At 52.4% G+C, this 20,920-nt stretch carries 18 protein-coding genes; 12 read left to right on the forward strand and 6 right to left on the reverse strand.

The window, feature by feature from the left end; translation table 11 throughout:
* Positions 1 to 14 precede the first annotated feature (14 nt).
* The 3 genes from tatA to tatC are packed head-to-tail and all read left to right on the forward strand — an operon-like array spanning position 15 to position 1,466.
* A complete protein-coding gene (tatA, locus tag E6C74_RS17280) occupies positions 15 to 260 on the forward strand; it encodes a Sec-independent protein translocase subunit TatA (RefSeq protein ID WP_136487300.1) in 246 nt (81 codons plus the stop codon).
* A gap of 3 nt (positions 261 to 263) precedes the next feature.
* Positions 264 to 656: a Sec-independent protein translocase protein TatB gene (tatB, locus tag E6C74_RS17285; RefSeq protein ID WP_136487301.1), complete on the forward strand. Its 393-nt coding sequence runs from the start codon at positions 264 to 266 to the stop codon at positions 654 to 656.
* 57 nt (positions 657 to 713) lie between these two features.
* Complete coding sequence (gene tatC, locus E6C74_RS17290; RefSeq protein WP_136487302.1) at positions 714 to 1,466, forward strand: twin-arginine translocase subunit TatC; 753 nt, start codon at positions 714 to 716, stop codon at positions 1,464 to 1,466.
* Positions 1,467 to 1,610: 144 nt separating this feature from the next.
* Here tatC and E6C74_RS17295 read toward each other — a convergent pair whose 3' ends face one another.
* Complete coding sequence (locus E6C74_RS17295) at positions 1,611 to 2,372, reverse strand: TatD family hydrolase (protein ID WP_136487303.1); 762 nt, start codon at positions 2,370 to 2,372, stop codon at positions 1,611 to 1,613.
* Between the two features lie 231 nt (positions 2,373 to 2,603).
* On the opposite strand from E6C74_RS17295, the gene hemB reads away from it, so the two are divergent.
* The 3 genes from hemB (at position 2,604) to polA (ending at position 7,626) form a co-directional block, all read left to right on the forward strand.
* Entirely contained in the window at positions 2,604 to 3,647 is a 1,044-nt protein-coding gene (gene hemB, locus E6C74_RS17300; protein WP_136487304.1) for a porphobilinogen synthase, read from the forward strand.
* Positions 3,648 to 3,720: 73 nt separating this feature from the next.
* Complete coding sequence (locus tag E6C74_RS17305) at positions 3,721 to 4,149, forward strand: GNAT family N-acetyltransferase (RefSeq protein ID WP_136487305.1); 429 nt, start codon at positions 3,721 to 3,723, stop codon at positions 4,147 to 4,149.
* Between the two features lie 675 nt (positions 4,150 to 4,824).
* On the forward strand, positions 4,825 to 7,626 hold the full coding sequence (polA, locus tag E6C74_RS17310; protein ID WP_136487306.1) for a DNA polymerase I: 2,802 nt from the start codon (positions 4,825 to 4,827) through the stop codon (positions 7,624 to 7,626).
* An 815-nt stretch (positions 7,627 to 8,441) separates the two neighbouring features.
* Here the strand turns inward: polA and yihA are convergent.
* Positions 8,442 to 9,104, reverse strand: coding sequence for a ribosome biogenesis GTP-binding protein YihA/YsxC (yihA, locus tag E6C74_RS17315; RefSeq protein ID WP_136487307.1), 663 nt, complete (start codon positions 9,102 to 9,104; stop codon positions 8,442 to 8,444).
* 146 nt (positions 9,105 to 9,250) lie between these two features.
* Between yihA and E6C74_RS17320 the strand changes: the two genes are divergently transcribed.
* From E6C74_RS17320 to hemN, 5 genes are all read left to right on the forward strand, one after another.
* Positions 9,251 to 9,868, forward strand: a complete 618-nt coding sequence (locus E6C74_RS17320) for a c-type cytochrome (RefSeq protein ID WP_136487308.1) — start codon at positions 9,251 to 9,253, stop codon at positions 9,866 to 9,868.
* A 724-nt stretch (positions 9,869 to 10,592) separates the two neighbouring features.
* A complete protein-coding gene (locus E6C74_RS17325; RefSeq protein ID WP_136487309.1) occupies positions 10,593 to 11,231 on the forward strand; it encodes a class I SAM-dependent methyltransferase in 639 nt (212 codons plus the stop codon).
* Positions 11,231 to 11,800, forward strand: coding sequence for a Der GTPase-activating protein YihI (gene yihI, locus E6C74_RS17330; protein ID WP_136487310.1), 570 nt, complete (start codon positions 11,231 to 11,233; stop codon positions 11,798 to 11,800). Before E6C74_RS17325 ends, yihI begins: the two co-directional genes overlap by 1 nt.
* Before the next feature lie 9 nt (positions 11,801 to 11,809).
* Positions 11,810 to 12,298, forward strand: coding sequence for a DUF2489 domain-containing protein (locus tag E6C74_RS17335; RefSeq protein ID WP_136487311.1), 489 nt, complete (start codon positions 11,810 to 11,812; stop codon positions 12,296 to 12,298).
* Positions 12,299 to 12,437: 139 nt separating this feature from the next.
* Positions 12,438 to 13,826 (forward strand): oxygen-independent coproporphyrinogen III oxidase, encoded by a 1,389-nt coding sequence (hemN, locus tag E6C74_RS17340; protein WP_136487312.1) that lies wholly within the window; start codon positions 12,438 to 12,440, stop codon positions 13,824 to 13,826.
* A 119-nt stretch (positions 13,827 to 13,945) separates the two neighbouring features.
* On the opposite strand, the gene E6C74_RS17345 is transcribed toward hemN, so the two are convergent.
* The 4 genes from E6C74_RS17345 to hemC are packed head-to-tail and all read right to left on the reverse strand — an operon-like array spanning position 13,946 to position 18,019.
* On the reverse strand, positions 13,946 to 15,127 hold the full coding sequence (locus tag E6C74_RS17345; protein WP_136487313.1) for a heme biosynthesis HemY N-terminal domain-containing protein: 1,182 nt from the start codon (positions 15,125 to 15,127) through the stop codon (positions 13,946 to 13,948).
* Complete coding sequence (locus tag E6C74_RS17350; RefSeq protein ID WP_136487314.1) at positions 15,127 to 16,329, reverse strand: uroporphyrinogen-III C-methyltransferase; 1,203 nt, start codon at positions 16,327 to 16,329, stop codon at positions 15,127 to 15,129. The genes E6C74_RS17345 and E6C74_RS17350 overlap by 1 nt, the downstream gene beginning before the upstream one ends.
* A gap of 18 nt (positions 16,330 to 16,347) precedes the next feature.
* The gene (locus E6C74_RS17355; RefSeq protein WP_136487315.1) at positions 16,348 to 17,076 is read right to left on the reverse strand and encodes a uroporphyrinogen-III synthase; all 729 of its coding nucleotides are present in this window, start codon (positions 17,074 to 17,076) and stop codon (positions 16,348 to 16,350) included.
* A 4-nt stretch (positions 17,077 to 17,080) separates the two neighbouring features.
* Positions 17,081 to 18,019 (reverse strand): hydroxymethylbilane synthase, encoded by a 939-nt coding sequence (hemC, locus tag E6C74_RS17360; protein ID WP_136487316.1) that lies wholly within the window; start codon positions 18,017 to 18,019, stop codon positions 17,081 to 17,083.
* A gap of 352 nt (positions 18,020 to 18,371) precedes the next feature.
* On the opposite strand from hemC, the gene E6C74_RS17365 reads away from it, so the two are divergent.
* Complete coding sequence (locus E6C74_RS17365; RefSeq protein WP_136487360.1) at positions 18,372 to 20,900, forward strand: class I adenylate cyclase; 2,529 nt, start codon at positions 18,372 to 18,374, stop codon at positions 20,898 to 20,900.
* Positions 20,901 to 20,920 lie beyond the last annotated feature (20 nt).

A 20,920-nucleotide genomic window follows, 5' to 3' on the forward strand; every position in this document is an offset into this window, starting at 1 on the left:
CCGAGGTAAAGAAAATGGGTGGGATCAGTATTTGGCAACTTCTTATCATTGCCGTTATCGTCGTCTTGCTGTTTGGTACGAAGAAACTGCGTGGTATCGGTGGCGATCTGGGTGGTGCGGTGAAAGGCTTTAAGAAAGCCATGTCGGAAGATGACCAGACAACGGCGAAGAAAGATGCCGACTTTGAACCAAAGAATCTGGAACAGCAGAAAAGCGAAGCCGCTGCTGCTGAGACAAAGAAAGACAAAGAGCAGGCCTAAATCGTGTTTGATATCGGTTTTTGGGAACTGGTATTAATTTCTGTCGTGGCTCTGGTGGTGTTAGGTCCGGAACGTCTGCCGACAGCCATTCGCAGCGTGGCGAAATTCGTTTCGTCCGCCAAGAACATGGCCAACAGCGTCAAAGATGAACTGGCTCATGAACTCAAGGTGCAGGAGCTGCAGGAAAACCTGCGCAAGGCGGAACAGATGAACATGAAAAATCTGTCGCCAGAGTTGCAGGAATCGGTGGATACGCTTAAGCAGGCTGCGCGTGATGTGCAGCGTCCTTACGCTGCGCAGGCGCAGAGTGAAGCGGCATCATCGGATGCCGAGCCTGTTGTGAGCAATTCTGCTTCAGCCGAGCCGTCCAACACGGCAGAAAAGAAAGCCGACTAATTACTCCGGCCAAGCACTGCTGATGGCAGCTGTCAGGTCCGGTTACATGAGGTTTCAATGTCTTCAGTCGAACAGACTCAACCGTTGATCAGCCATTTGTTGGAACTTCGTGATCGCCTGCTGCGTTGTATCGCAGCGGTGATCGTGGTGTTTGTCGGGCTGATTTATTTTTCGAATACGATTTACGAATTTGTCTCGCGGCCGCTGGTGGATCGTTTGCCGGAAGGGGCGACCATGATCGCCACTGATGTGGCGTCGCCGTTTTTTACTCCGCTGAAACTGACGTTGATCGTCGCGGTCTTTATTGCGGTACCGTTTATTTTGTACCAGGTGTGGGCATTTGTTGCGCCGGGCCTGTATAAGCACGAACGCCGCCTGATTTTCCCGCTGTTGCTATCCAGCTCGCTACTGTTTTATTGCGGTGTCGCGTTCGCCTATTTCGTGGTTTTTCCGCTGGTGTTCGGTTTCTTTACCGCTATCTCGCTAGGCGGGGTCGAGTTTGCGACCGACATCGCCAGTTATCTCGACTTCGTTCTGGCGCTGTTTATGGCGTTCGGAGTCGCGTTCGAGGTGCCGGTGGCGATTATTTTGCTGTGCTGGACGGGTGTCACGACGCCAAAAGAGCTGGGAGAGAAGCGTCCGTATATTATTGTGGCGGCATTCATTGTCGGCATGCTGCTGACGCCGCCGGATATGGTATCGCAGACACTGCTCGCCATTCCGATGTGTCTGTTGTTTGAAATCGGTCTGTTCTTTGCCCGTTTTTACACCCGCAAAGATGACCAGCAAGAGGATGCGGAGCAGGAGTGATTTAGCCTGTCACCACAATCGACGTCGATAAACGAGAAACGGTAAAATAACCAAGAGCGGCCTGCGGGCCGCTCTTGCTGTTTGTGCGCAGCAGGATTGACCTGCGAGCTGGCGTCATCCGGTCTGATGGTCGCTCAGCGCTGATTAGAGCTTAAACAGCGTTTTTGCGTTGTGGGTGGTGATGCGATCAATGTCGGCCACATCGGTCTCTCGCAGTTCAGCGACACGCTGTGCGACCAGCTGGGTATAGGCCGGTTCATTACGCTTGCCGCGATGCGGTACCGGCGCCAGATAAGGGCAGTCGGTTTCCAGAATAACGTAGTTCATATCCAGATGCGGGATGACCTGATCCATTCCGCCATTCTTAAAGGTTGATACACCGCCCAGGCCAAGGTGGAAACCCAGCTCATTAATCGCTTGCGCTTCTGCCACGCTGCCACCAAAACAGTGGAACACACCGCGCAGCTGGCCGTCCTGCTCCTGACGCAGCAAAGTCAGGGTCTCTTCAATCGAATCCCGGGTGTGGATCACCACAGGCAGATCGCGCTGTTTGGCCCAGTTAAGCTGGGTCACGAATGCCATTTGTTGTTCAGTGCGGTAGGTTTTATCCCAGTATAAATCGATACCGATTTCACCCACGGCAATGAAATTATGCCGGTCAAACCAGGCTTCAATCTCGGCCAGCGTTTGGGTGATGTTGCTGTCGACATAACAGGGGTGCAAACCCATCATCGAGCGGCATACCTGCGGGTAAGCCGCTTCGGTCGCCAGCATTGGCGCGATGGAGTCGAGATCGATATTCGGCAGCAGGATCTGCTCGATTCCCTGAGCCAGTGCCCGGCTGACCACCTCGTCACGATCCTGGTCAAACTCACTGGCATAAATATGGGCATGGCTGTCAATCATAGCGCACTCTCGTTCGTTGGCTGTCGAAAAATCCCAGTATACGTGAGTGTGAGCTTGGGGTCATTTTTTGCATTTTTCCCGCCAGATCCTAGCGCCGTGAAGTGGGAGTGATATCATTTCGCCACCAGGCGGTACTATCACCACATCAGGTGATGCCGCAGAGCTGCGAAAAAATGCCTGAGCCAGGGTGGCATCAGCGCCAGTATCAGGTCGAATCATAAGGAGAGTAGAGTGTCTGTATCCATTCAAGGTCAGTTTCCGGGGCGCCGCATGCGCCGTCTGCGTAAGCACGATTTCAGCCGTCGTCTGATGGCGGAAAATCAGCTGTCAGTGGATGATTTGATTTATCCGATGTTTATTCTGATGGGCAAAGATCGCCGTGAAGCGGTGGAATCGATGCCGGGTGTCGAACGTTTGTCGATTGATCTGATGCTGGAAGAGGCACTGTATCTGGCGAATCTTGGTGTGCCGGCGATTGCACTCTTCCCGGTGGTTAACCAGGACGCCAAAAGCCTGTGTGCGACCGAAGCGTACAACCCGGATGGTCTGGTGCAGCGCGCGGTGCGTCTGCTTAAAGAGCATGTACCGCAAATTGGTGTCATCACCGATGTCGCGCTTGATCCGTACACTACCCATGGTCAGGACGGCATTATCGACGACGGCTATGTGATGAATGACGAGACCACCGAGGTGCTGGTTAAGCAGGCGCTGTCACACGCCGCGGCCGGTGCCGATGTGGTTGCACCGTCAGATATGATGGATGGCCGGATCGGTAAAATCCGCGCGGCACTGGAAGAGGCCGGGCATATTCATACCCAGATCATGGCTTATTCGGCCAAATATGCTTCCAATTATTATGGTCCGTTCCGTGATGCCGTCGGCTCTGCCGGTAATCTCAAGGGCGGCAACAAGAAAAATTACCAGATGGATCCGGCCAACAGTGATGAAGCGCTGCATGAAGTGGCGCTGGACATCAATGAAGGGGCGGACATGGTGATGGTCAAGCCGGGTATGCCGTATCTTGACGTGGTACGCCGGGTGAAAAGCGAACTGCAGGTGCCAACGTTTGCTTACCAGGTCTCAGGTGAATACGCGATGCATAAAGCAGCGATTAATAACGGCTGGCTGGCTGAGCGTGAAACCGTGTTTGAATCGCTGCTGTGTTTCAAACGTGCCGGTGCCGATGGCATTCTGACCTATTTTGCCAAAGATGTGGCCGAGTGGCTGGCTGAGGATAATGCCAAGGCGGCTGAATATCTGCGCCGCGCGGACTAAACGAGTCTGTTGCCATTATCCAGGCTGGCCGCAGTGCCGGCCTTTTTTATACCAGAATGACGAGGAGTAAGGGATGCAAATTCGGATCGGAACCCTGCAAGAGGCGGAGCAGGTTGCTGCGCAAATCGCTGAGTTCAGCCGCAGCGAGAACCGCGCCAGTATGGCACTGCGTTTGGCAGGCAAGCGGCATCTTATTCTGGTGGCGGAAGATGAGCAGCAACTATTGGGGTTTAAAATTGGCTATCAGGTCGATGCCAGCACCTTCTACAGCTGGTTTGGTGGTGTGACGGCGGCAGCGCGTAATCGAGGTGTGGCGCAGCTGCTGCTCGAGGCTCAGGAGCGATGGGTAACAGAGCAGGGATATCAGGCGTTAACGGTTAAATCACGTAATCAGTTTCCGGCCATGTTACGTTTACTGCTGAGAAATGGTTATCTTATTGAAAATTTTGAAAAAGTAGACCCTTTGATTGAGAGCCGACTGTACTTGATTAAATATTTTTAAAAATAAATGAGATTTTTTCTCATTTAGAGCTTGACTACGAAATGAGAATCATTATTATTAAACCTGTCTTAGGGAATAAGTGACCAGCCAGACAGTGCGGCACACCACTGGTGACAAAACACAGAAGTTTGGCCGGACACATTCTTTTTGACACGACATTGCTCACATTGCTTCCAGTGTAATATTTTAAGCTTTATGGGAAAGGACAGCTAACGGACTTTCACCTTATATTGCTAGGCGACATTCTCGGATGTCGCTTTTTTTATGCCTGTCATCCGCGCGGGGGCAGCTTTGCAGCGTAATGTTTAACTTTCATGCCTGATCCGAATGATTCGCCAGCACTCTGGCTACCTGCAGCAGGGTGGTTGAGTAAAAGGACAGCGAGTGTCTTTTCCACATTGCATGATCGGAAAAGGATCGTAATGAGATTGATCGATCTTTGTGAAAGTCATTTAAAAATATACACTTAAAATGATTGTATCGCAGTTTATGTGCCATTTAATAACCAGTGGATAAAATCTATGAACAGAGTTATCCACAGGGGGCCGACCAAGGCGGACCAGGTCTGGGGGAATAATTGCTGCCACATAGAGCGCGCTTTGGCGCTTGAACATGGAAACCGGACAGCAGTCATGGCATCCTAAGCGGCATTGTTTCTTGTTGGATAGCAAATCTATGGCCCGCATCCCTGATAACCCGTTAATTCTGATTGATGGTTCTTCTTATTTATACCGCGCTTTTCACGCCTACCCGGGCACCATGAGTAATGGTGAAATCCCGACCAACGCCGTCTATGGTGTGGTTAACATGGTGCGAGCCATGATGCGTCAGTTTGCCAGTGAGCGTATTGCGGTGGTGTTCGACGCCAAAGGCAAAACCTTCCGTGATGATATGTATGCCGAGTACAAGGCGCACCGTCCGCCAATGCCGGATGATCTGCGTTGTCAGATAGAGCCGCTGCATCAGGTGATCCGTGCCATGGGTCTGCCGCTGCTGTCGATTGAAGGCGTGGAAGCGGATGATGTGATAGGTACCCTGGCGCACCAGGCGTCGCAAGCCGGTATGCCGGTGCTGATCAGCACCGGTGATAAAGATATGGCGCAGCTGGTGGATGACAACGTTACCCTGATCAACACCATGACCAACGTGGTGATGGATCGTGCAGGCGTGATCGAAAAATTCGGCATCCCGCCGGAGCTGATCATCGATTATCTGGCGCTGATGGGCGATAAAGTCGATAACATTCCGGGTGTGCCCGGGGTGGGTGATAAAACCGCGACTGCGCTGCTGCAGGGTATCGGTGGTCTGAATGATCTGTATGACAAGCTGGATGATATTGCCGCGCTCGGTTTCCGTGGTTCGAAAACCATGGCGAAAAAGCTGCAGGATAACCGCGACAATGCCATGCTGTCCTATCAGTTGGCGACCATCAAACTGGACGTCGAGCTGGACTGCACACCAGAAAGTTTGCTGAAAAATACCCCAGACCGTGATGCTCTGATTGAACTGTACGGCAAGCTGGCGTTTAAATCCTGGCTGACCGAACTGCTGGAAGGTGGCAACGGCGTGGTGGAAGCGGCGGAAAAAACCGGCGCCAGCGCAGCGTCCAGTGGTGCGAAAACCTCTTCAGTGCCTGCGGCGGATACCTCAGCAGTGACGATTGATCGCAGCCATTACGAAACCATTGTTGATGAAGCGGCGTTTGCCCGCTGGCTGGATAAGCTGCAAGCGGCTGAAGTGTTTGCGTTTGATACCGAAACTGACAGCCTGGACTACATGGTGGCCAATCTGGTCGGTGTCTCATTCGCGGTAGCGGAAGGCGAAGCGGCTTATGTGCCGGTCGCGCATGATTATCTCGATGCGCCGCAGCAACTGGACCGCGACTGGGTATTGGCCCAGCTCAAGCCCATTCTGCAGGATGCACAGCAGGCCAAAGTGGGCCAGAACCTCAAATACGATGCCAGTGTGCTGGCCCGTTATAACATCGAACTGCGCGGTATTAAGCACGATACCATGCTGGCCTCTTACGTTTATAACAGCGTCGGTGGTAAGCACGATATGGACAGTCTGGCACTGCGTTTCTTGCAGCACAGTTGTATTTCGTTTGAGCAGGTGGCCGGCAAAGGCAAAAACCAGCTGACCTTTAACCAAATCGATCTTAAGCAGGCTGCGCCTTACGCGGCAGAAGATGCCGATGTGACGCTGCGTTTGCATCACCGTCTGCAGCCGCTTATCGATCAGGATGAGTCTTTGCAGCGTATCTATCGTGACATTGAAATGCCACTGGTGCCCGTGTTGTCGCGTATTGAGCGTACCGGAGTCCTGATCGATGACATGCTGCTTGGTGCGCAGTCGCAGGAGATTGCTCACAAGCTCGATGAACTAGAGCAGAAGGCGTTTGATATCGCCGGTCAGGAATTTAACCTCAGCTCGCCAAAACAGCTGCAGACCATTTTGTTTGAGCAGATGCAATTGCCGGTGGTGAAGAAGACGCCGTCCGGTACTCCGTCGACCAACGAAGAAGTGCTGCAGGAGCTGGCTCTGGATTACCCGTTGCCGGCCGTGATTCTGCAATACCGCGGTCTGGCCAAATTGAAATCGACGTACACCGACAAACTGCCGAAAATGATTAACCCAAGTACCGGCCGGGTGCACACCTCTTATCATCAGGCGGTGACGGCGACCGGGCGTTTGTCCTCGACCGATCCTAACCTGCAGAATATCCCAATCCGTAATGAGGAAGGGCGTCGTATCCGTCAGGCGTTTATTGCGCCACACGGCTGGAAAATTATGGCTGTCGACTACTCGCAGATTGAACTGCGTATTATGGCGCATCTGTCCGGTGATAAAGCGCTGCTGGAAGCTTTCCAACAGGGTAAAGATATCCACGCCGCGACCGCAGCGGAAATTCTCGGAGTCAGTATTGATCAGGTCAGCAGCGAACAGCGCCGCCGTGCCAAAGCGGTGAACTTCGGTCTGATCTATGGCATGAGTGCTTTTGGCCTCGCCAAGCAACTTGGCATTCCGCGTGGTGAAGCGCAGCAGTATATGGATACTTACTTCGAGCGTTATCCGGGCGTGATGCAGTACATGGAAGATACCCGCAGTACGGCAGCCGAACAGGGCTATGTGGAAACCATCTTCGGACGTCGTCTTCATTTGCCGGAAATTCAGTCGCGCAACGGTATGCGTCGTAAAGCGGCTGAGCGTGCGGCAATCAACGCTCCGATGCAGGGCACGGCAGCGGACATCATCAAGAAAGCCATGCTGCTGGTCGATGAATGGATCGAAGCGGAAGGGGCTGGTCGGGTGAAACTGCTGATGCAGGTCCACGATGAACTGGTGTTTGAAGTCGAAGAGTCAGCTTTGTCCGAAATTGAAAGTAAAGTACAGAATCTGATGGAATCTGCCGCATCTCTGGCGGTGCCTTTAGTGGCTGAATCTGGTCACGGTAACAACTGGGATGAGGCACACTAGACAGAATATCGCCTAATCCACTGAAATATCATGAGCCAGCGCACAGTCGCTGGCTTTTTTTTATCAATAAAAAAGTAAGTGTATTTCAGAAGTTTATGTTGCTTAATAAAAATTTAATGAAAAAAAACTACAAAAGGAGTTCCCATTTGTGACCAATTGTTGTACATTAACTTCCGTAGGGTACAGAGGTAAGATGTTCTATCTTTCAGACCTTTTGTTTCACGTTATTGGATTAGGCTGATTCAGCCGCCCCAGTCACACTTTTGACTGGGGCGTTTTTTATTGGGCCGCGTTTAATCTGAAGCTGCCCGTTTGCTACTCTCTGAACTGATTTTATCCACGTGGTCTGCCTGACCAAGCCCATTCTCCTGCTCTGTCACTCTGCGAACAACGGCGAAAGCCAGTAACCATTTCTGTAATTCATCGTCATTCACACTTTTGGTTATTTCTGCGAGTAAACTAAGCGGATCGGACGGCCGTTTTGTTTCTATCTTGATGATCTATATGGTTTAGTTGTCATTTTTTTCGGTCGGGAAGGTGAGTGAATTTCGTGATCCGGCCATATTGTAATCTGGCGTAAATTAATCAATCCTAGCGCCATAACAATAATTACCTCCTATTTCTCTCCCGTTGCCCCACCAGGATGGTGGGGATTTTTATTTGTGTCCTGGGCCAACTGTTGCTTGTGAAAGCTGTTTTGTTTGAACACGGCGTGGTGCGCAAATACGGCGCGCACTGATTGACGGGCGAAAAAAAGCCCTGCGTGTGCAGGGCAATCAAATAATAAGTGGGCGTAAATTGCAGTTGGTTAGCGTTTACTGCTGTGGATCATCAAACTGCTCGGCTGCGGCTTCCTCGGCGGCCAGCTGTGCCAGCATTGGTGCAAACCAGCTATCGAGTTTGTGACGTAATACATCGACACCGATACCATTGTGGGACGAAAACGCATCCACTTTAACATCGCCGCCCAGCTCCAGCGCATCCTGACGCACTTTCAGTAACTGAGCTTTACGCGCGCCGCTTTTCAGTTTATCGGCTTTGGTCAGCAGCACCTGGACCGGAATGTTGCATTCCACTGCCCAGATAATCAGCTGCTGGTCGAGATCTTTCATCGGATGGCGAATATCCATCAGCACCACCAGACCTTTCAGACAGGTACGCTTTTGCAGGTATTCCCCCAGTGACTGTTGCCACTTTTTCTTCATTTCCAGCGGCACCTGGGCAAATCCATAGCCAGGCAGATCGACAATATGACAGCCTTCGGTCACCTTAAATAGGTTGATCAGCTGAGTACGGCCGGGAGTTTTACTGGTCTTCGCTAAGTTTTTTTGGTTAGTTAACTTATTGAGAGAACTGGATTTTCCAGCGTTTGAGCGTCCTGCAAACGCAATTTCGATACCTTCATCAGCGGGAAGATGGCGAATGTCTGGCGCACTGGTGATGAAATGCGTGTTTTGATAATGAATTTTTACGCTCACTGTTAACTCCATCTCGACTTTGAGTTGTCGATTGATTACTTTTTGGTGAAATTGTGTAATATAACCGTGCTCGGCATAAGGTCGCTTATTGTACCATGAGTGGTACCTTCTGGTACTGGAAGCTTGATAATTATAAATGGAATGTCATGAAGAAATTAGCGCTAATCTTAAGTCTTTTAGCCAGCTGCTCTGCATGGGCCCAAGGCAGCATTGAAGCTGGTAAAGCAAAATCCCAAACGTGTGTTGCCTGCCATGGTGCAGATGGCAACAGTCAAATTACCACTTACCCTAAACTGGCCGGTCAACACGCTAAGTATATTGAGAAGCAGCTGAAAGATCTCAAGCTTGGTATGTCGAGCGGTGGTGCACAAGGCCGTTATGATCCGGTGATGAGCGCGATGGCGATGCCATTGAGCGAAGAAGATATGGCCGATCTGGCTGCCTATTATGCATCGCTGCCGATATCACCGAACTCCACCCCGGAAGACGTGGTAGCAAAGGGCAAGGTGCTGTATACCGCCGGTGATGTGTCCCGCGGACTGACGGCATGTATTGCCTGTCACGGCCCGCGCGGTAACGGCACCGAACTGTCCGGTTTCCCGAAAATTTCGGGCCAGCATGCGGACTACGTCAAAGCCCAGCTGCAAAAATTCCGTGATGATCAGCGCGGTAACGACATGAACGCGATGATGCGTGATGTGGCGAAAAAACTGACCGATGCTGATATCGAAACCCTGTCCAAATATGTCGGCGGCCTGCACTAACCTTTTTGTCCTACACCTGTTCGAGCATTGCTGTTGAAATAACCCCGCCTGGCGGGGTTATTTCGTTTAAGACGGATCGGTTTGAGACGAACGCCGGGATAGGCTGAGTTTGCCATGCCGTGTGTAAGACATTGGCTATAGTTGTCATTTTTATCGGGATTGGTTTTAGGTTAATTGTCTGATTTAAAACATAATAATTTTAGAGTCGGGTGAGGTTAGCAAAATTTGCGCTGGCGCACATTGTGCCGGAGTGCGAAGCGGGTAAAGTAGGGTCATCGGCATGACGCTGAACAGGGAATTCAGACCAGGCAGGTCTCCACGGAGCTGGCGAGGAATGCTGGTAAACGGACAGGGAAACGCTTTACAGGAGTGAAGCGCAACAAGGATGGTTAACTGGTCTTAAGGTAAAGACAGTGACAAGGAATCAGGCGCAGGACGCGCCCGGATACAGGAAGTAATCAGGGATTGCCATAACTCATCAGGATGATGACAAACCACACTTTTTGGCACGGAAAGCCCGAAAAACAAACGGACATTTGGTGCACCATCTGGTGCGACCCGATTTCGTCACTTCAGGTGACGATTTGGAAAGCGACAGGGAAACCTGCCGCTTTTTTTATTTGCGCTGGCTTTTTTTACAAAATCGGCGCGATTTTGTACGATCACTCTCCACTCTACAGCCAGTTTCTGGTATGTTTCGCATCCCCGTTTGAAGGATGTCTGTATGCACCCATGCCCTTTATGTCACAGTAACGACACTCACGCTTACTATGAAGACCAGCACCGTGCGTACCTGCAGTGCCAGCTGTGTCAACTGGTGTTTGTCAATCCGGAGCACCGCCTGGACGCCGTGCGTGAAAAAGCCTTTTACGATTTACATGAAAATGACCCGGCTGATGCTGGTTATCGTCGCTTTTTATCCCGTGTCTGTGATCCGATACTGGCCAGGCTGGCGCCTCAATCTAAGGGGTTAGATTTTGGTTGTGGTCCCGGACCGACGTTGTCCCTGATGCTGGAAGAAGCCGGCCATCAGGTGGCGCTGTATGATGTGTTTTATCATCCAGGGCGCCAGGTGCTGGAGACCAGCTATGATTTTATGACTGCCACTGAAGTGATCGAGCATTTGCACGATCCGGCCCAGGTTTGGCAGCAATGGTTAAATTTAGTTAAGCCAGGTGGCTGGATTGGTCTGATGACCAAGATGGTCAAAAATGTGGACGCATTCGCGACATGGCACTATAAAAATGATCTGACCCATGTGATCTTTTTTAGCCGCCACACGTTTGAATTTCTGGCAGAGCGGGATCAGCTCGAACTTGAATTTATAGGCAATGATGTAATTTTACTGAGGAAACCCCAGTAATGACTCGACAAAAAGAATCAATCAGCAAAACCGGTATCAATGGCGATCTGGTTTTTGCTCGTAAACATAACCGTACTTCTGGTGAGCTGGAAGGGCGTCTGCGCAAAAAACTCAAAAAGCGCAAAGGTCTGAAAACCGGCAGCCGTCACTCGGAGGGCTCGCAGGAAGCGCAGCGTAAAGCAGCGCAGCAGAGCGATCCGCGTCTGGGCAGCAAGAAAAAAATTCCGCTGATTGCCGAAGCGCCAAAGAAACTGAACAAGCAGGAGCGTCGCGCCTCTGCTGAGCAGGAACTGGCGATGCTGGAAAATGATGCGCAGCTGAACGTGTTGCTGGACCGGATCGATAACGGTGAGAAGCTGGGGGCCGGTCTGCAGAAATACGTGGACCAGAAGCTGGATCGGATTGAAATCCTGATGAAGCAGCTCGGTCTGTTTGACGACAGCGAAGAGCTGGAACAAGAACAGCCAGTTGAGCCGGTCGCGAAAGCTAAAACCAAAGCTAAGGCGAAAACGGATGACGATCTGCTGTCGCAGTTCGAAAATCTCGATCTGGATGATTACAAAGACTAAGGTGGCACCATGAACGTAACCCTACTAGCGATAGCTGGCGCTGTGATTATTCTGGGCCTTGCGGCCTATGCGGGTTACCTTTTGTTGCAACTGAAAAAGCAAAAGGAGCTGCTGCTGCAGCACCAGGCTCTGGCGATCGAAAAGCGCAACGCGAATATTTTCGATAACGTCAACATTCTCTGTATGGCGGGGATTCAGGGCCAGTGTGATCTGTCGGAAATCAGCATCCGGGTGTATTGCATTATGGATTATGTCCAAGGTGATAACCGGGTTGATTTCGACCGCGAATTTCCGGCAATCGCCGAGCTGTACCATACGGTAAAAGATATGCCGCGTGGTGAAGCTCGTCAGCAAATGGTGAAGAAGGAGCGCATGCAGCACAACCTGATTCGCCAGAAAGCCGAAACCCGTCTCAACGATGCCATTGTTGAAGAGCTGAAGGCTCTGCAAAAACGTGTTCAGCCGCTGAATAATCAAATCGCGATTCAGATGGTATAAATGATACTCACTCGAAAGAGTGAGTGATCATGCTAGCAGTTTCGAATATTTTGTTCACAAATTCTACGTTTGCCACGCTGCACTCTGCTGTCGTGTGGCAAAATAGCTCGTCACAGCAGAAAATGGAAAGAGTCACACTATGTCGTCGTATGTCGTACCCAGCCAGCAGATCGTTTGGGATCAAGCCAGTTTAGACAAGTACAACTATTCAGGGCCACGCTACACCTCATACCCGACCGCGGTAGAGTTTCATGAAGCGTTTACTATTGCTGACTACGACATGGCGTGTACCCAGTATCCGGACCGCCCGTTGTCGCTCTATGTCCATATTCCGTTTTGTCACAAGCTCTGTTACTACTGCGGCTGTAACAAGGTCATTACCCGTCATGCGCATAAAGCGGATGAGTACCTGGACGTGCTTGAGCATGAAATCCTCCAGCGTGCGTCTCTGCTCGGTGGCCGTCACGTCACTCAGCTTCATTTCGGTGGTGGTACGCCCACTTTCCTGAGCAAAAAACAGATCAGCCGGCTGATGACTCTGCTGCGCGAAGAGTTTGATTTTACAGCGGATGCGGAAATCAGTATTGAGATTGACCCGCGTGAAATTGAGCTGGATGTCCTCGACCATCTGTGTGAGGAAGGCTTCAACCGGGTCAGTATCGGGGTGCAGGATTTCAATAAAGAAGTGCAGAAACTGGTCAACCGCGAGCAGGATGAGCAGTTTATTGTTGATCTGGTTGCGCGTGCCAAACAGCTGGGGTTCCGCTCCACTAATCTGGATTTGATTTACGGTTTGCCTAAGCAGACCCTGGCCAGCTTCAGTGCCACACTGCAGCAGGTGCTGACGATGCAGCCGGGCCGTTTGTCGGTCTTCAACTACGCCCATATGCCACAACTGTTTGCCGCGCAGCGTAAGATTAAAGACGCGGATTTGCCGCCCGCCGAAGAGAAGATGGCGATTCTGCAGTACACCATCAACACGCTGACCGAAGCCGGTTATCAGTTCATCGGTATGGACCACTTTGCGTTGCCGGATGACGAACTGGCGGTTGCACAGCGCAACGGTGTACTGCACCGTAATTTCCAGGGTTATACCACGCAGGGCGAATGTGACCTGGTTGGTTTTGGCGTCTCGGCAATTTCGATGATTGGCGATGCTTATGCTCAGAACCAGAAAGAGCTGAAAACATACTACGAGCAGGTCAATGACATGCGTCATGCGCTGTGGAAAGGGGTGGCTCTGGATAGTGACGACTTACTGCGCCGTGAAGTAATTAAGCAGCTGATCTGTAATTTCAGCCTCGATAAGCAGGCGATTGAGCGCGGTTTTAAGGTGCGCTTTGGCGATTATTTCCGTGAGGATCTGGCTCTGCTGCAAAGCTTTATTGATGATGGACTGGTCAGTGTTGATGAGCGTTTTATTCAGGTGACACCGCGTGGCCGCTTACTGATTCGCAATATCTGTATGTGCTTTGATAAATACCTGCGCAGTCGCGCTCGTCAGCAGCAGTTCTCGCGTGTGATTTAATCTCTCACCACGCTCAAAGTGTGGCGCGCTAAAACAGCAACATGATAAAAAACCAGCGTAGCAACGCTGGTTTTTTTGTCTGTACTGTCGCAGCGGGCGGGGTGCCACCTGGCGGCGAATCAGGCCGATTCAAGCAGCGTCAAGGCCTTGCGCGTCACTTCATGCGCCGCTTTGGTCAGATGCTGTTTTTCCAGGGCATCGGCCAGATAAGCGTAATCGGAAATACTTGCGCGTTGTGACAGCGCCGTTTCCAGATGCTGCTGCGCCAGTTGCCACTGTTGCTCACGCAGATAGAGCTGGCCAAGTGCGCTGTGCGCTTCGGCATTGTTACCGTCACGCTGCAAGGCCTCCTGTAGCAGCACAATCGCCGGATGGCGGTCCGCGAGGTTGAGTTCTGCCAGCAGGCTGTACAGCTCCGCTGAGCGGTGCTTATGCAGGTTTTCCTTAATCAGGGTGAAGGCTTCATGGTCGGCTTTACGTTTAATCAGCTGCTGAATAAACGCCAGCACCAGTTGCGGCTCCGCCTGTTGTTTGCGGCTGAGTCCGTTCCAGTGGCTGATCAGCCCTTCGCTGCCTTGCTGGCTGGCAATGCTTTCCAGTAATCCCTGCTGAGCGGTGGTGGTCAGCGCATCGGCTTCCTGCTGGCTGATATGCTTGGTCTTGACCAGTTTCGGCAGCAGATCAAGCAGCGCTTGCCACTCCTTGCGCTGCAGATAGGTCTGCTTGAGCAGATTGAGCAGCACCGTATTATCCGGATATTGTTGTTGCAGCGCACTCAGCGTGCTTTGTGCCGCCTGCAATTCACCGTCACTGATCTGTTGCTTGGCGCGGGTCAGCTCGACCGCCAGAGTGGCATTGTCCTGTTGGGCGGCCAGCTCCAGATAGTGGTCGCGTTTGCTGCGATCACCCATGCCGTTGGCGGCCTCCGATGCCACCAGGTAGCACAGCAGCGGCATGTCATGATGGTTGGCCCAGCGGGTGACTTTCTTCTCTGCCTGCTTCCAGTCGCCTTCCAGCAGCTTGATGATGGCTTCGTTTGTATAACGACGGGAACGCTTCATCTTACGCACACTGAACCAGTTCCAGGTGGATGAGCTGGCGTAAATCAGCTTCTTCACCACATACTCCAGGGCAAACAGACCGGCCAGGGCAGCAATCACTAAGATAACCAGGGTCGTGACGCTCATTTCAATCGTGTGTTCGGCTACTGAAATCAGCACGTAACCCTGCTGACCGGCATACTGGGTGCCGGCAAACAGGCCAGCGCCGAGCACAATGAACAGAAACAGTAATCTGACCATTATTTCTCCTCCGTCGTCATCGAGCTGATGGAGCGGCGCAGACGTTCACTGATCACGTCACTGAGTTGTTTCTGCGTTTCCAGTTTCACCGGATACTCGACCTGGACCTTCTGCTTGCCCAGTTGTTCAAGCGTGCTACTGAACGCCGTTACCTGGCTGTCATCAAGGTTAAAGAATGAGCCGGACCACTGGGCGGCGGTGGACAGAGCGGTGGTGTACATCTCCTGGTTTTCTGCGTATACCGCTTTGATGGCGGTCTCCAGCTTGGCTTTCAGATTTTCTTTGAGGTAAAAGTGCTGCTCCGGTGACAGCAGGGGCACCACATTACCATCGCGGGTGCGGAAAGTGATGAAGTTATCGGCGAAATCTTTCAGCGATGTCATCAGGTTCTGCTGCCAGTTGTTGATGTCTTGCGAGACCGTTGGTGGCTGTTGTTCAGCCGCGTGCGGCAGAATCGCGTTGGCGAGCGGCAGATGGTCAACCTGCTGCTGCAGACTGATCAGGCGCAGCACCAGACCGTCACGGTCCAGCAGCGGAATGGTCTTTAACTTGGTGATGTCGTTTGCCATTGCTTTACGCAGTGGCGTCAGGCTCGGGTCGTTAAGGGCAGCGATACGCTGGTCGGCACTTTCCATCAGCTGAGTGGCGCTTTCCACATCGTGCTCGAGGAACAGTTTACGCCCGGCCAGTTTGACCAGATAGTCGGCTTCGGCCAGCAGCCAGTCATTAGGACGACGGCCTTTCATGTCGGCGACGGCTACCTGCAGGCTTTCGATGGTTTTCTGCTGCTGGGTCAGCACCACTTCGGCGCGGTGAGTGACTTCATTGGCGTGCTCGACCGCTTGCTGCTTCGCATCGGCCAGTTTTTGATCGATGCTGGCGCGGGTCTGGGCCAGCTCGGTTTGCAGTGCTTTAATTTGCGCCTGGTACTGCGCCTGTTGTTGCTGGCTGTGCAGGGTCAGGCCGCCACCAAACAGAATCGCCAGGACAATCGCAATCGTGCCCAGTTTGACGCCGCGTTTGGCCTGTTTCTCGGTCACGCTTGCCTCACTGTCTGCCGGTTTCGCTGCGGCAGCTTCGCCGTCAGCGTTGGCTGCCTTGGCGCCGTTTGCGTCATGGGCTGAGGTTTGCATACTAGAATCAGCAGCAGGTACGGATGACTGTTCAGGTTCCTGCTGTGGATTATCTTTTTTACTTGTCATTGCTAAGAGTCCTGTGTGTTAAGGCTGGAGAGCCGCCACTAAATCTTGGTTCGCCGCACTTCCTGTGGTCACGACATGGCTGAATCCCAGGCGCTGGGCATCGTGGGCGATTCGGTCACTGGGAACCAGTAATTTCAGACTCAGGGCCCAGTTCAGGTCTGCCCCGGTCAGTTGCGAAACAAAAAACATCAGCTGATGACTGCTGGTGATGACCAGCGTGTCAACCTGCGCCTGTTGCCAGCGAGCCACGCTAGTTGGCGCGCTGAACGGCAAGTCTACACGCTGATACACTTCACGGTAACGTACCATGGCGCCACGAGCACACAGAGTGTCGTAAATCAATTCCCGGCCACCGTTGCCGCGCAGAATTTCGATCCGTTGACCTCGGACATGATGCAATTCCGGCAGAGCGAGCAGATGTTCGCTGTCGCTGATGTCCGGGTAGTGTACTGGTTGCGCACAGACTTTGCTTAAAAGCTGTGCAGTTTTTTGACCAACGGCAAGGTATCGGGGGGAGGCGGGCCATTTCAGTTGCTGAGCGTGGAGAAATTGCTGACTCAGTAACACCGCGTGCTGGCTGACTGCCAGCACGTAATCACAGTGCAGCAGGGCCTGTGGCAGTTGAGGTAAATCGGCACCGGCTTCGATCCCGATCAGGGGCTGGTGCAGGGCAGGGATACCGAGCGCTACCAGTTGCTGACACAGCTCCTTGCCCTGAGTGTCAGGGCGTGTCACCAGAACCGCCATCGCGTTACTCGTGCTCGGCGTACAGCTTGGTCAGAATATCGCGTGCGCCGTCGTCCAGCAGCCGGTTAGCAAGCTCGACTCCAAGGCGTTCTGCATCCTGACGCGGACCGCGGATTTCACCGCGCACAATCAGTGAGCCATCCGGTTCGCCGACCAGGGCGCGCAGCCACAGGTCATCGCCGTCAAGCAGAGCATAGCTGCCGATTGGCACCTGACAGCCGCCTTCCAGGGTCAGGTTCATGGCGCGTTCACACAATACACGGTCAGTGGTGTCGGCGTGACTGAGCGGCGTCAGCAGTCTGCGCAGGCGTTCATCATCGAGACGGCATTCAATACCGACCGCGCCCTGGCCGACCGCCGGCAATGATTGCTCCGGCTCTATCAGGCTGCGGATGCGCTGTTCCAGTTTGAGGCGTTTCAGCCCGGCCGCGGCGAGAATAATGGCGTCATATTCACCGGCATCGAGTTTGCCGAGGCGGGTGCCGACATTGCCGCGCAGCTCTTTGATCACCAGATCCGGACGCGCTTCTTTGAGCTGACACTGGCGGCGCAGGCTGCAGGTACCGACCACGGCGCCTTGTGGCAGCTCATCGAGTGATGTGTATTGGTTTGACACGAACGCATCACGCGGGTCTTCACGTTCACAGATGGTGACCAGGCCGAGGCCTTCGGGGAAGTCGACCGGAACATCTTTCATCGAGTGTACGGCGAGATCGGCGCGTCCTTCGAGCATGGCCACTTCCAGCTCTTTGACGAACAACCCTTTACCACCAACTTTGGCCAGTGGGGTATCCAGAATAATGTCGCCGCGAGTCACCATGGTGACCAGTTCCACTTCCAGACCGGGATGGGCCGCCTGCAGTGCATCTTTGACGTAATGGGCTTGCCACAGGGCGAGTGGACTCTGGCGCGTCGCGATTCGGATTGGGGTGGTAGAGGTCATGATATTCCCGTTTGACAGTCAACAATGGCCTCATCCTACCATTTCGGACAGAAATTTCTCACTACAAGATCACCGCCCGGCGGATTTGCTGCGCGCCGCTGTAACAGCGGTACAAAATTGTGTGATTAGGCTCTCGTTTATAAACTGAGCTATTATTACAAAGCACTGCTTAGCGTGGACACTATGCCGACTCTGAATTTGGCGCATTTTGTTTAATACGACTTTAGTGTTAACCACAGAGCAGATGCTTTACCAACACAAATTAAAGTGTTAAATTGATCACGTTTTGTTGGCTGTTTTGCGCAAAACACAATCAAATTGTGCATTTATGTTTCAATCAAGGGAACTGACCTTGCAGGCTTACACCAAGACCTTATTACAGAGATTAGATAAGCTGAACCGGCAACGCACTGAGCGGGCGCTGGCGCTTATGGATTTACAAGGTCAGCGTGTTTTTCATCTGATCCCGGCCCTGCTGCACTACAACCATCCTCTGATCCCCGGCTATTACGCTGACCAGGTACCGTACGGTATTCACCAGTTTTCTCTGAATGACATTCAGCAACAGTTTGTGGACGATACCGAACTGACCCTTGGCCAGCCGCTGCTCAGCGCCGCCCAGCCAGAGATTTTAGGTCTCTATACAATGGGCAGTACTTCATCGATCGGTCAGAGTACCTCGAGCGATCTCGATATCTGGGTGTGTGTGGAGGCGGACATGGATTGCGACGCGCGTGACTGCCTGAGCAATAAATGTTTACTGATCACCGACTGGGCGAAAAGTCAGGGTGTGGAAGCCAACTTCTTTATCATGGATGAAGAGCGCTTTCGTCATAACCAGTCAGATGAGATGACCGGCGAAAACTGCGGTTCGTCCCAGCACTTACTGCTGCTGGATGAGTTCTACCGTTCGGCGGTACGTCTGGCCGGCAAACGCCTGCTGTGGCAAATTGTGCCACCGGAAATGGAAGAGTGCTACGACGAATACGTTAAGCAGCTGTGCAGCAACGATTATATTGATTGCAGCGAATGGATCGACTTTGGTCGCCTTAACCGGATTCCGGCCGAGGAGTACTTTGGTGCCAATTTATGGCAGCTGTATAAGAGTATCGATTCGCCGTATAAATCGGTACTGAAAGCGACTCTGCTTGAGGCGTATTCGTGGGAGTACCCGCATACCCAACTGCTCAGTATTGATACCAAGCGTCGCTTCTTCGCCCATGAGCCGGATCTGTACAGTATGGATGCCTATTATCTGATGCTGGCCAAGGTGACCTGTTACCTGGAGCGGATTGGTGATCACGCCCGTCTCGATTTGGTGCGGCGCTGTTTCTATCTTAAAACCCACGAAAAGCTATCCCGTGAACCGGGTGTCGGCTCGGTAGCCTGGCGCCGAGAAGCGCTGAGCGAGATGGTGCAGCACTGGCACTGGGATAAAGCGACGCTCGAAGAGCTCGACAATCGGCGTAACTGGAAAGTGGAGCAGGTCAAAGGGGTGCACCATGCGCTGCTGGATGCGCTGATGGTCAGTTACCGTAACCTGATTCAGTTTGCACGGCGCAATGATATTACCTCGGCCATCAGTCCGCAGGACATCTCGATTCTGGCGCGTAAGCTGTATGCTGCCTTTGAGGTGTTGCCGGGTAAAGTCACGTTACTCAATCCGCAGATTTCGCCGGACTTACATGAGCCCGACCTGACCTTTATCGAAGTCTGCCCGGACCGGACGAACAAGGCGGGCTGGTATCTGTATAAACAGCCGCTGGTGGCACATCAAATCATCGGTCAGCCCTACCTGGAGCACAATGAATATCTCAGTAAGTTGGTCGCGTGGGCGTTTTTCAACGGCCTGATCACTGAGTCGACCCGTTTGCACTCTGTGGTGCGTGAAGCACATCTCGATATCGACAAGTTCTATCAGATGATGAGTGACTTGCGTAACACTTTCTCGCTGCACAAACGTCGTCCGACCATGGCAGCGCTGGCGAGTCCGTGTGAAATCAGCCAGCTGGCGATGTTCATTAATTTCGAGAATGACCCGACGGTGGAGCTGAGCGGCAAGTCGCTCAAAGTGGATCTGAAGAACGCTGACATCTTCAGTTTTGGTTGTGAGCAGCAGTGCCTGGTGGGCAGTGTTGATCTGGTCTACCGCAATTCGTGGCAGGAAGTGCGTACTCTGCATTTTAAAGGCGAGACCGCGATGCTGGATGCCCTGAAAACTGTGCTGGGCAAAATGCATCAGGATGCTTTGCCACCGGAGTCGGTGGACGTGTTCTGCTACAGCAAAAACCTGCGTGGGGTGATGCGCAATCTGGTTTATCAGTTACTGGCGGAATGTATCGATCTGCGCCTCAAACCGGTCGAGCAGGAAAAACGCCGCCGCTTCAAAGCGCTGCGTATCGGTACTCAGATGTACGGTCTGTTCTTCGAACGGCGCGGCGTGTCGGTGCAACGTCTGGAAAACTCGGTCGATTTCTACCGCAGTATTTCCACCAATAAGCTGAAAGGCTCACCGCTGCTGATGCTGGACAGGGATCAAGATTATCAGCTGCCGGATGTGGTTGACGGTTTTGCCAGTGAGGGGCTGGTGCAGTTCTTCTTTGAAGATACTGAAAAAGGCTTCAACATCTATGTGCTGGATGAAACCAACCGGGTGGAGATATACCACCAGTTCAGCGGTGAGAAAGATGACATGATTGCCAGCGTGAACAGCTTCTATACCTCAGTGCGGGATGATAACCAACTGGCAGCGAAACTGATTAATTTCAACCTGCCGCAGTATTATCAGATAGTGCATCCGGAAGAGGGCGCAAGTTACGTGGCGCCGTATCGTAACGATTCGGCGGTCTATTCCAGACCTTCCAAAGCAGTCAATGTCTGAACGCAGTACAGAAAATTGAC

Origin of the sequence: Vibrio sp. H11 (genome assembly GCF_004804295.1) — a bacterium.
GTDB classification, from domain to species: Bacteria; Pseudomonadota; Gammaproteobacteria; order Enterobacterales; family Vibrionaceae; genus Vibrio; species Vibrio ostreae.

Excerpts from the sequence above, each read along its gene's own strand:
- tatA (WP_136487300.1), top strand. The coding sequence starts at position 15 with ATGGGTGGGATCAGTATTTGGCAACTTCTTATCATTGCCGTTATCGTC.
- tatC (WP_136487302.1), top strand. The coding sequence starts at position 714 with ATGTCTTCAGTCGAACAGACTCAACCGTTGATCAGCCATTTGTTGGAA.
- E6C74_RS17295 (WP_136487303.1), bottom strand. The coding sequence starts at position 2,372 with ATGATTGACAGCCATGCCCATATTTATGCCAGTGAGTTTGACCAGGAT.
- E6C74_RS17305 (WP_136487305.1), top strand. The coding sequence starts at position 3,721 with ATGCAAATTCGGATCGGAACCCTGCAAGAGGCGGAGCAGGTTGCTGCG.
- polA (WP_136487306.1), top strand. The coding sequence starts at position 4,825 with ATGGCCCGCATCCCTGATAACCCGTTAATTCTGATTGATGGTTCTTCT.
- E6C74_RS17320 (WP_136487308.1), top strand. The coding sequence starts at position 9,251 with ATGAAGAAATTAGCGCTAATCTTAAGTCTTTTAGCCAGCTGCTCTGCA.
- E6C74_RS17325 (WP_136487309.1), top strand. The coding sequence starts at position 10,593 with ATGCACCCATGCCCTTTATGTCACAGTAACGACACTCACGCTTACTAT.
- yihI (WP_136487310.1), top strand. The coding sequence starts at position 11,231 with ATGACTCGACAAAAAGAATCAATCAGCAAAACCGGTATCAATGGCGAT.
- E6C74_RS17335 (WP_136487311.1), top strand. The coding sequence starts at position 11,810 with ATGAACGTAACCCTACTAGCGATAGCTGGCGCTGTGATTATTCTGGGC.
- hemN (WP_136487312.1), top strand. The coding sequence starts at position 12,438 with ATGTCGTCGTATGTCGTACCCAGCCAGCAGATCGTTTGGGATCAAGCC.
- E6C74_RS17345 (WP_136487313.1), bottom strand. The coding sequence starts at position 15,127 with ATGGTCAGATTACTGTTTCTGTTCATTGTGCTCGGCGCTGGCCTGTTT.
- E6C74_RS17350 (WP_136487314.1), bottom strand. The coding sequence starts at position 16,329 with ATGACAAGTAAAAAAGATAATCCACAGCAGGAACCTGAACAGTCATCC.
- E6C74_RS17355 (WP_136487315.1), bottom strand. The coding sequence starts at position 17,076 with ATGGCGGTTCTGGTGACACGCCCTGACACTCAGGGCAAGGAGCTGTGT.
- hemC (WP_136487316.1), bottom strand. The coding sequence starts at position 18,019 with ATGACCTCTACCACCCCAATCCGAATCGCGACGCGCCAGAGTCCACTC.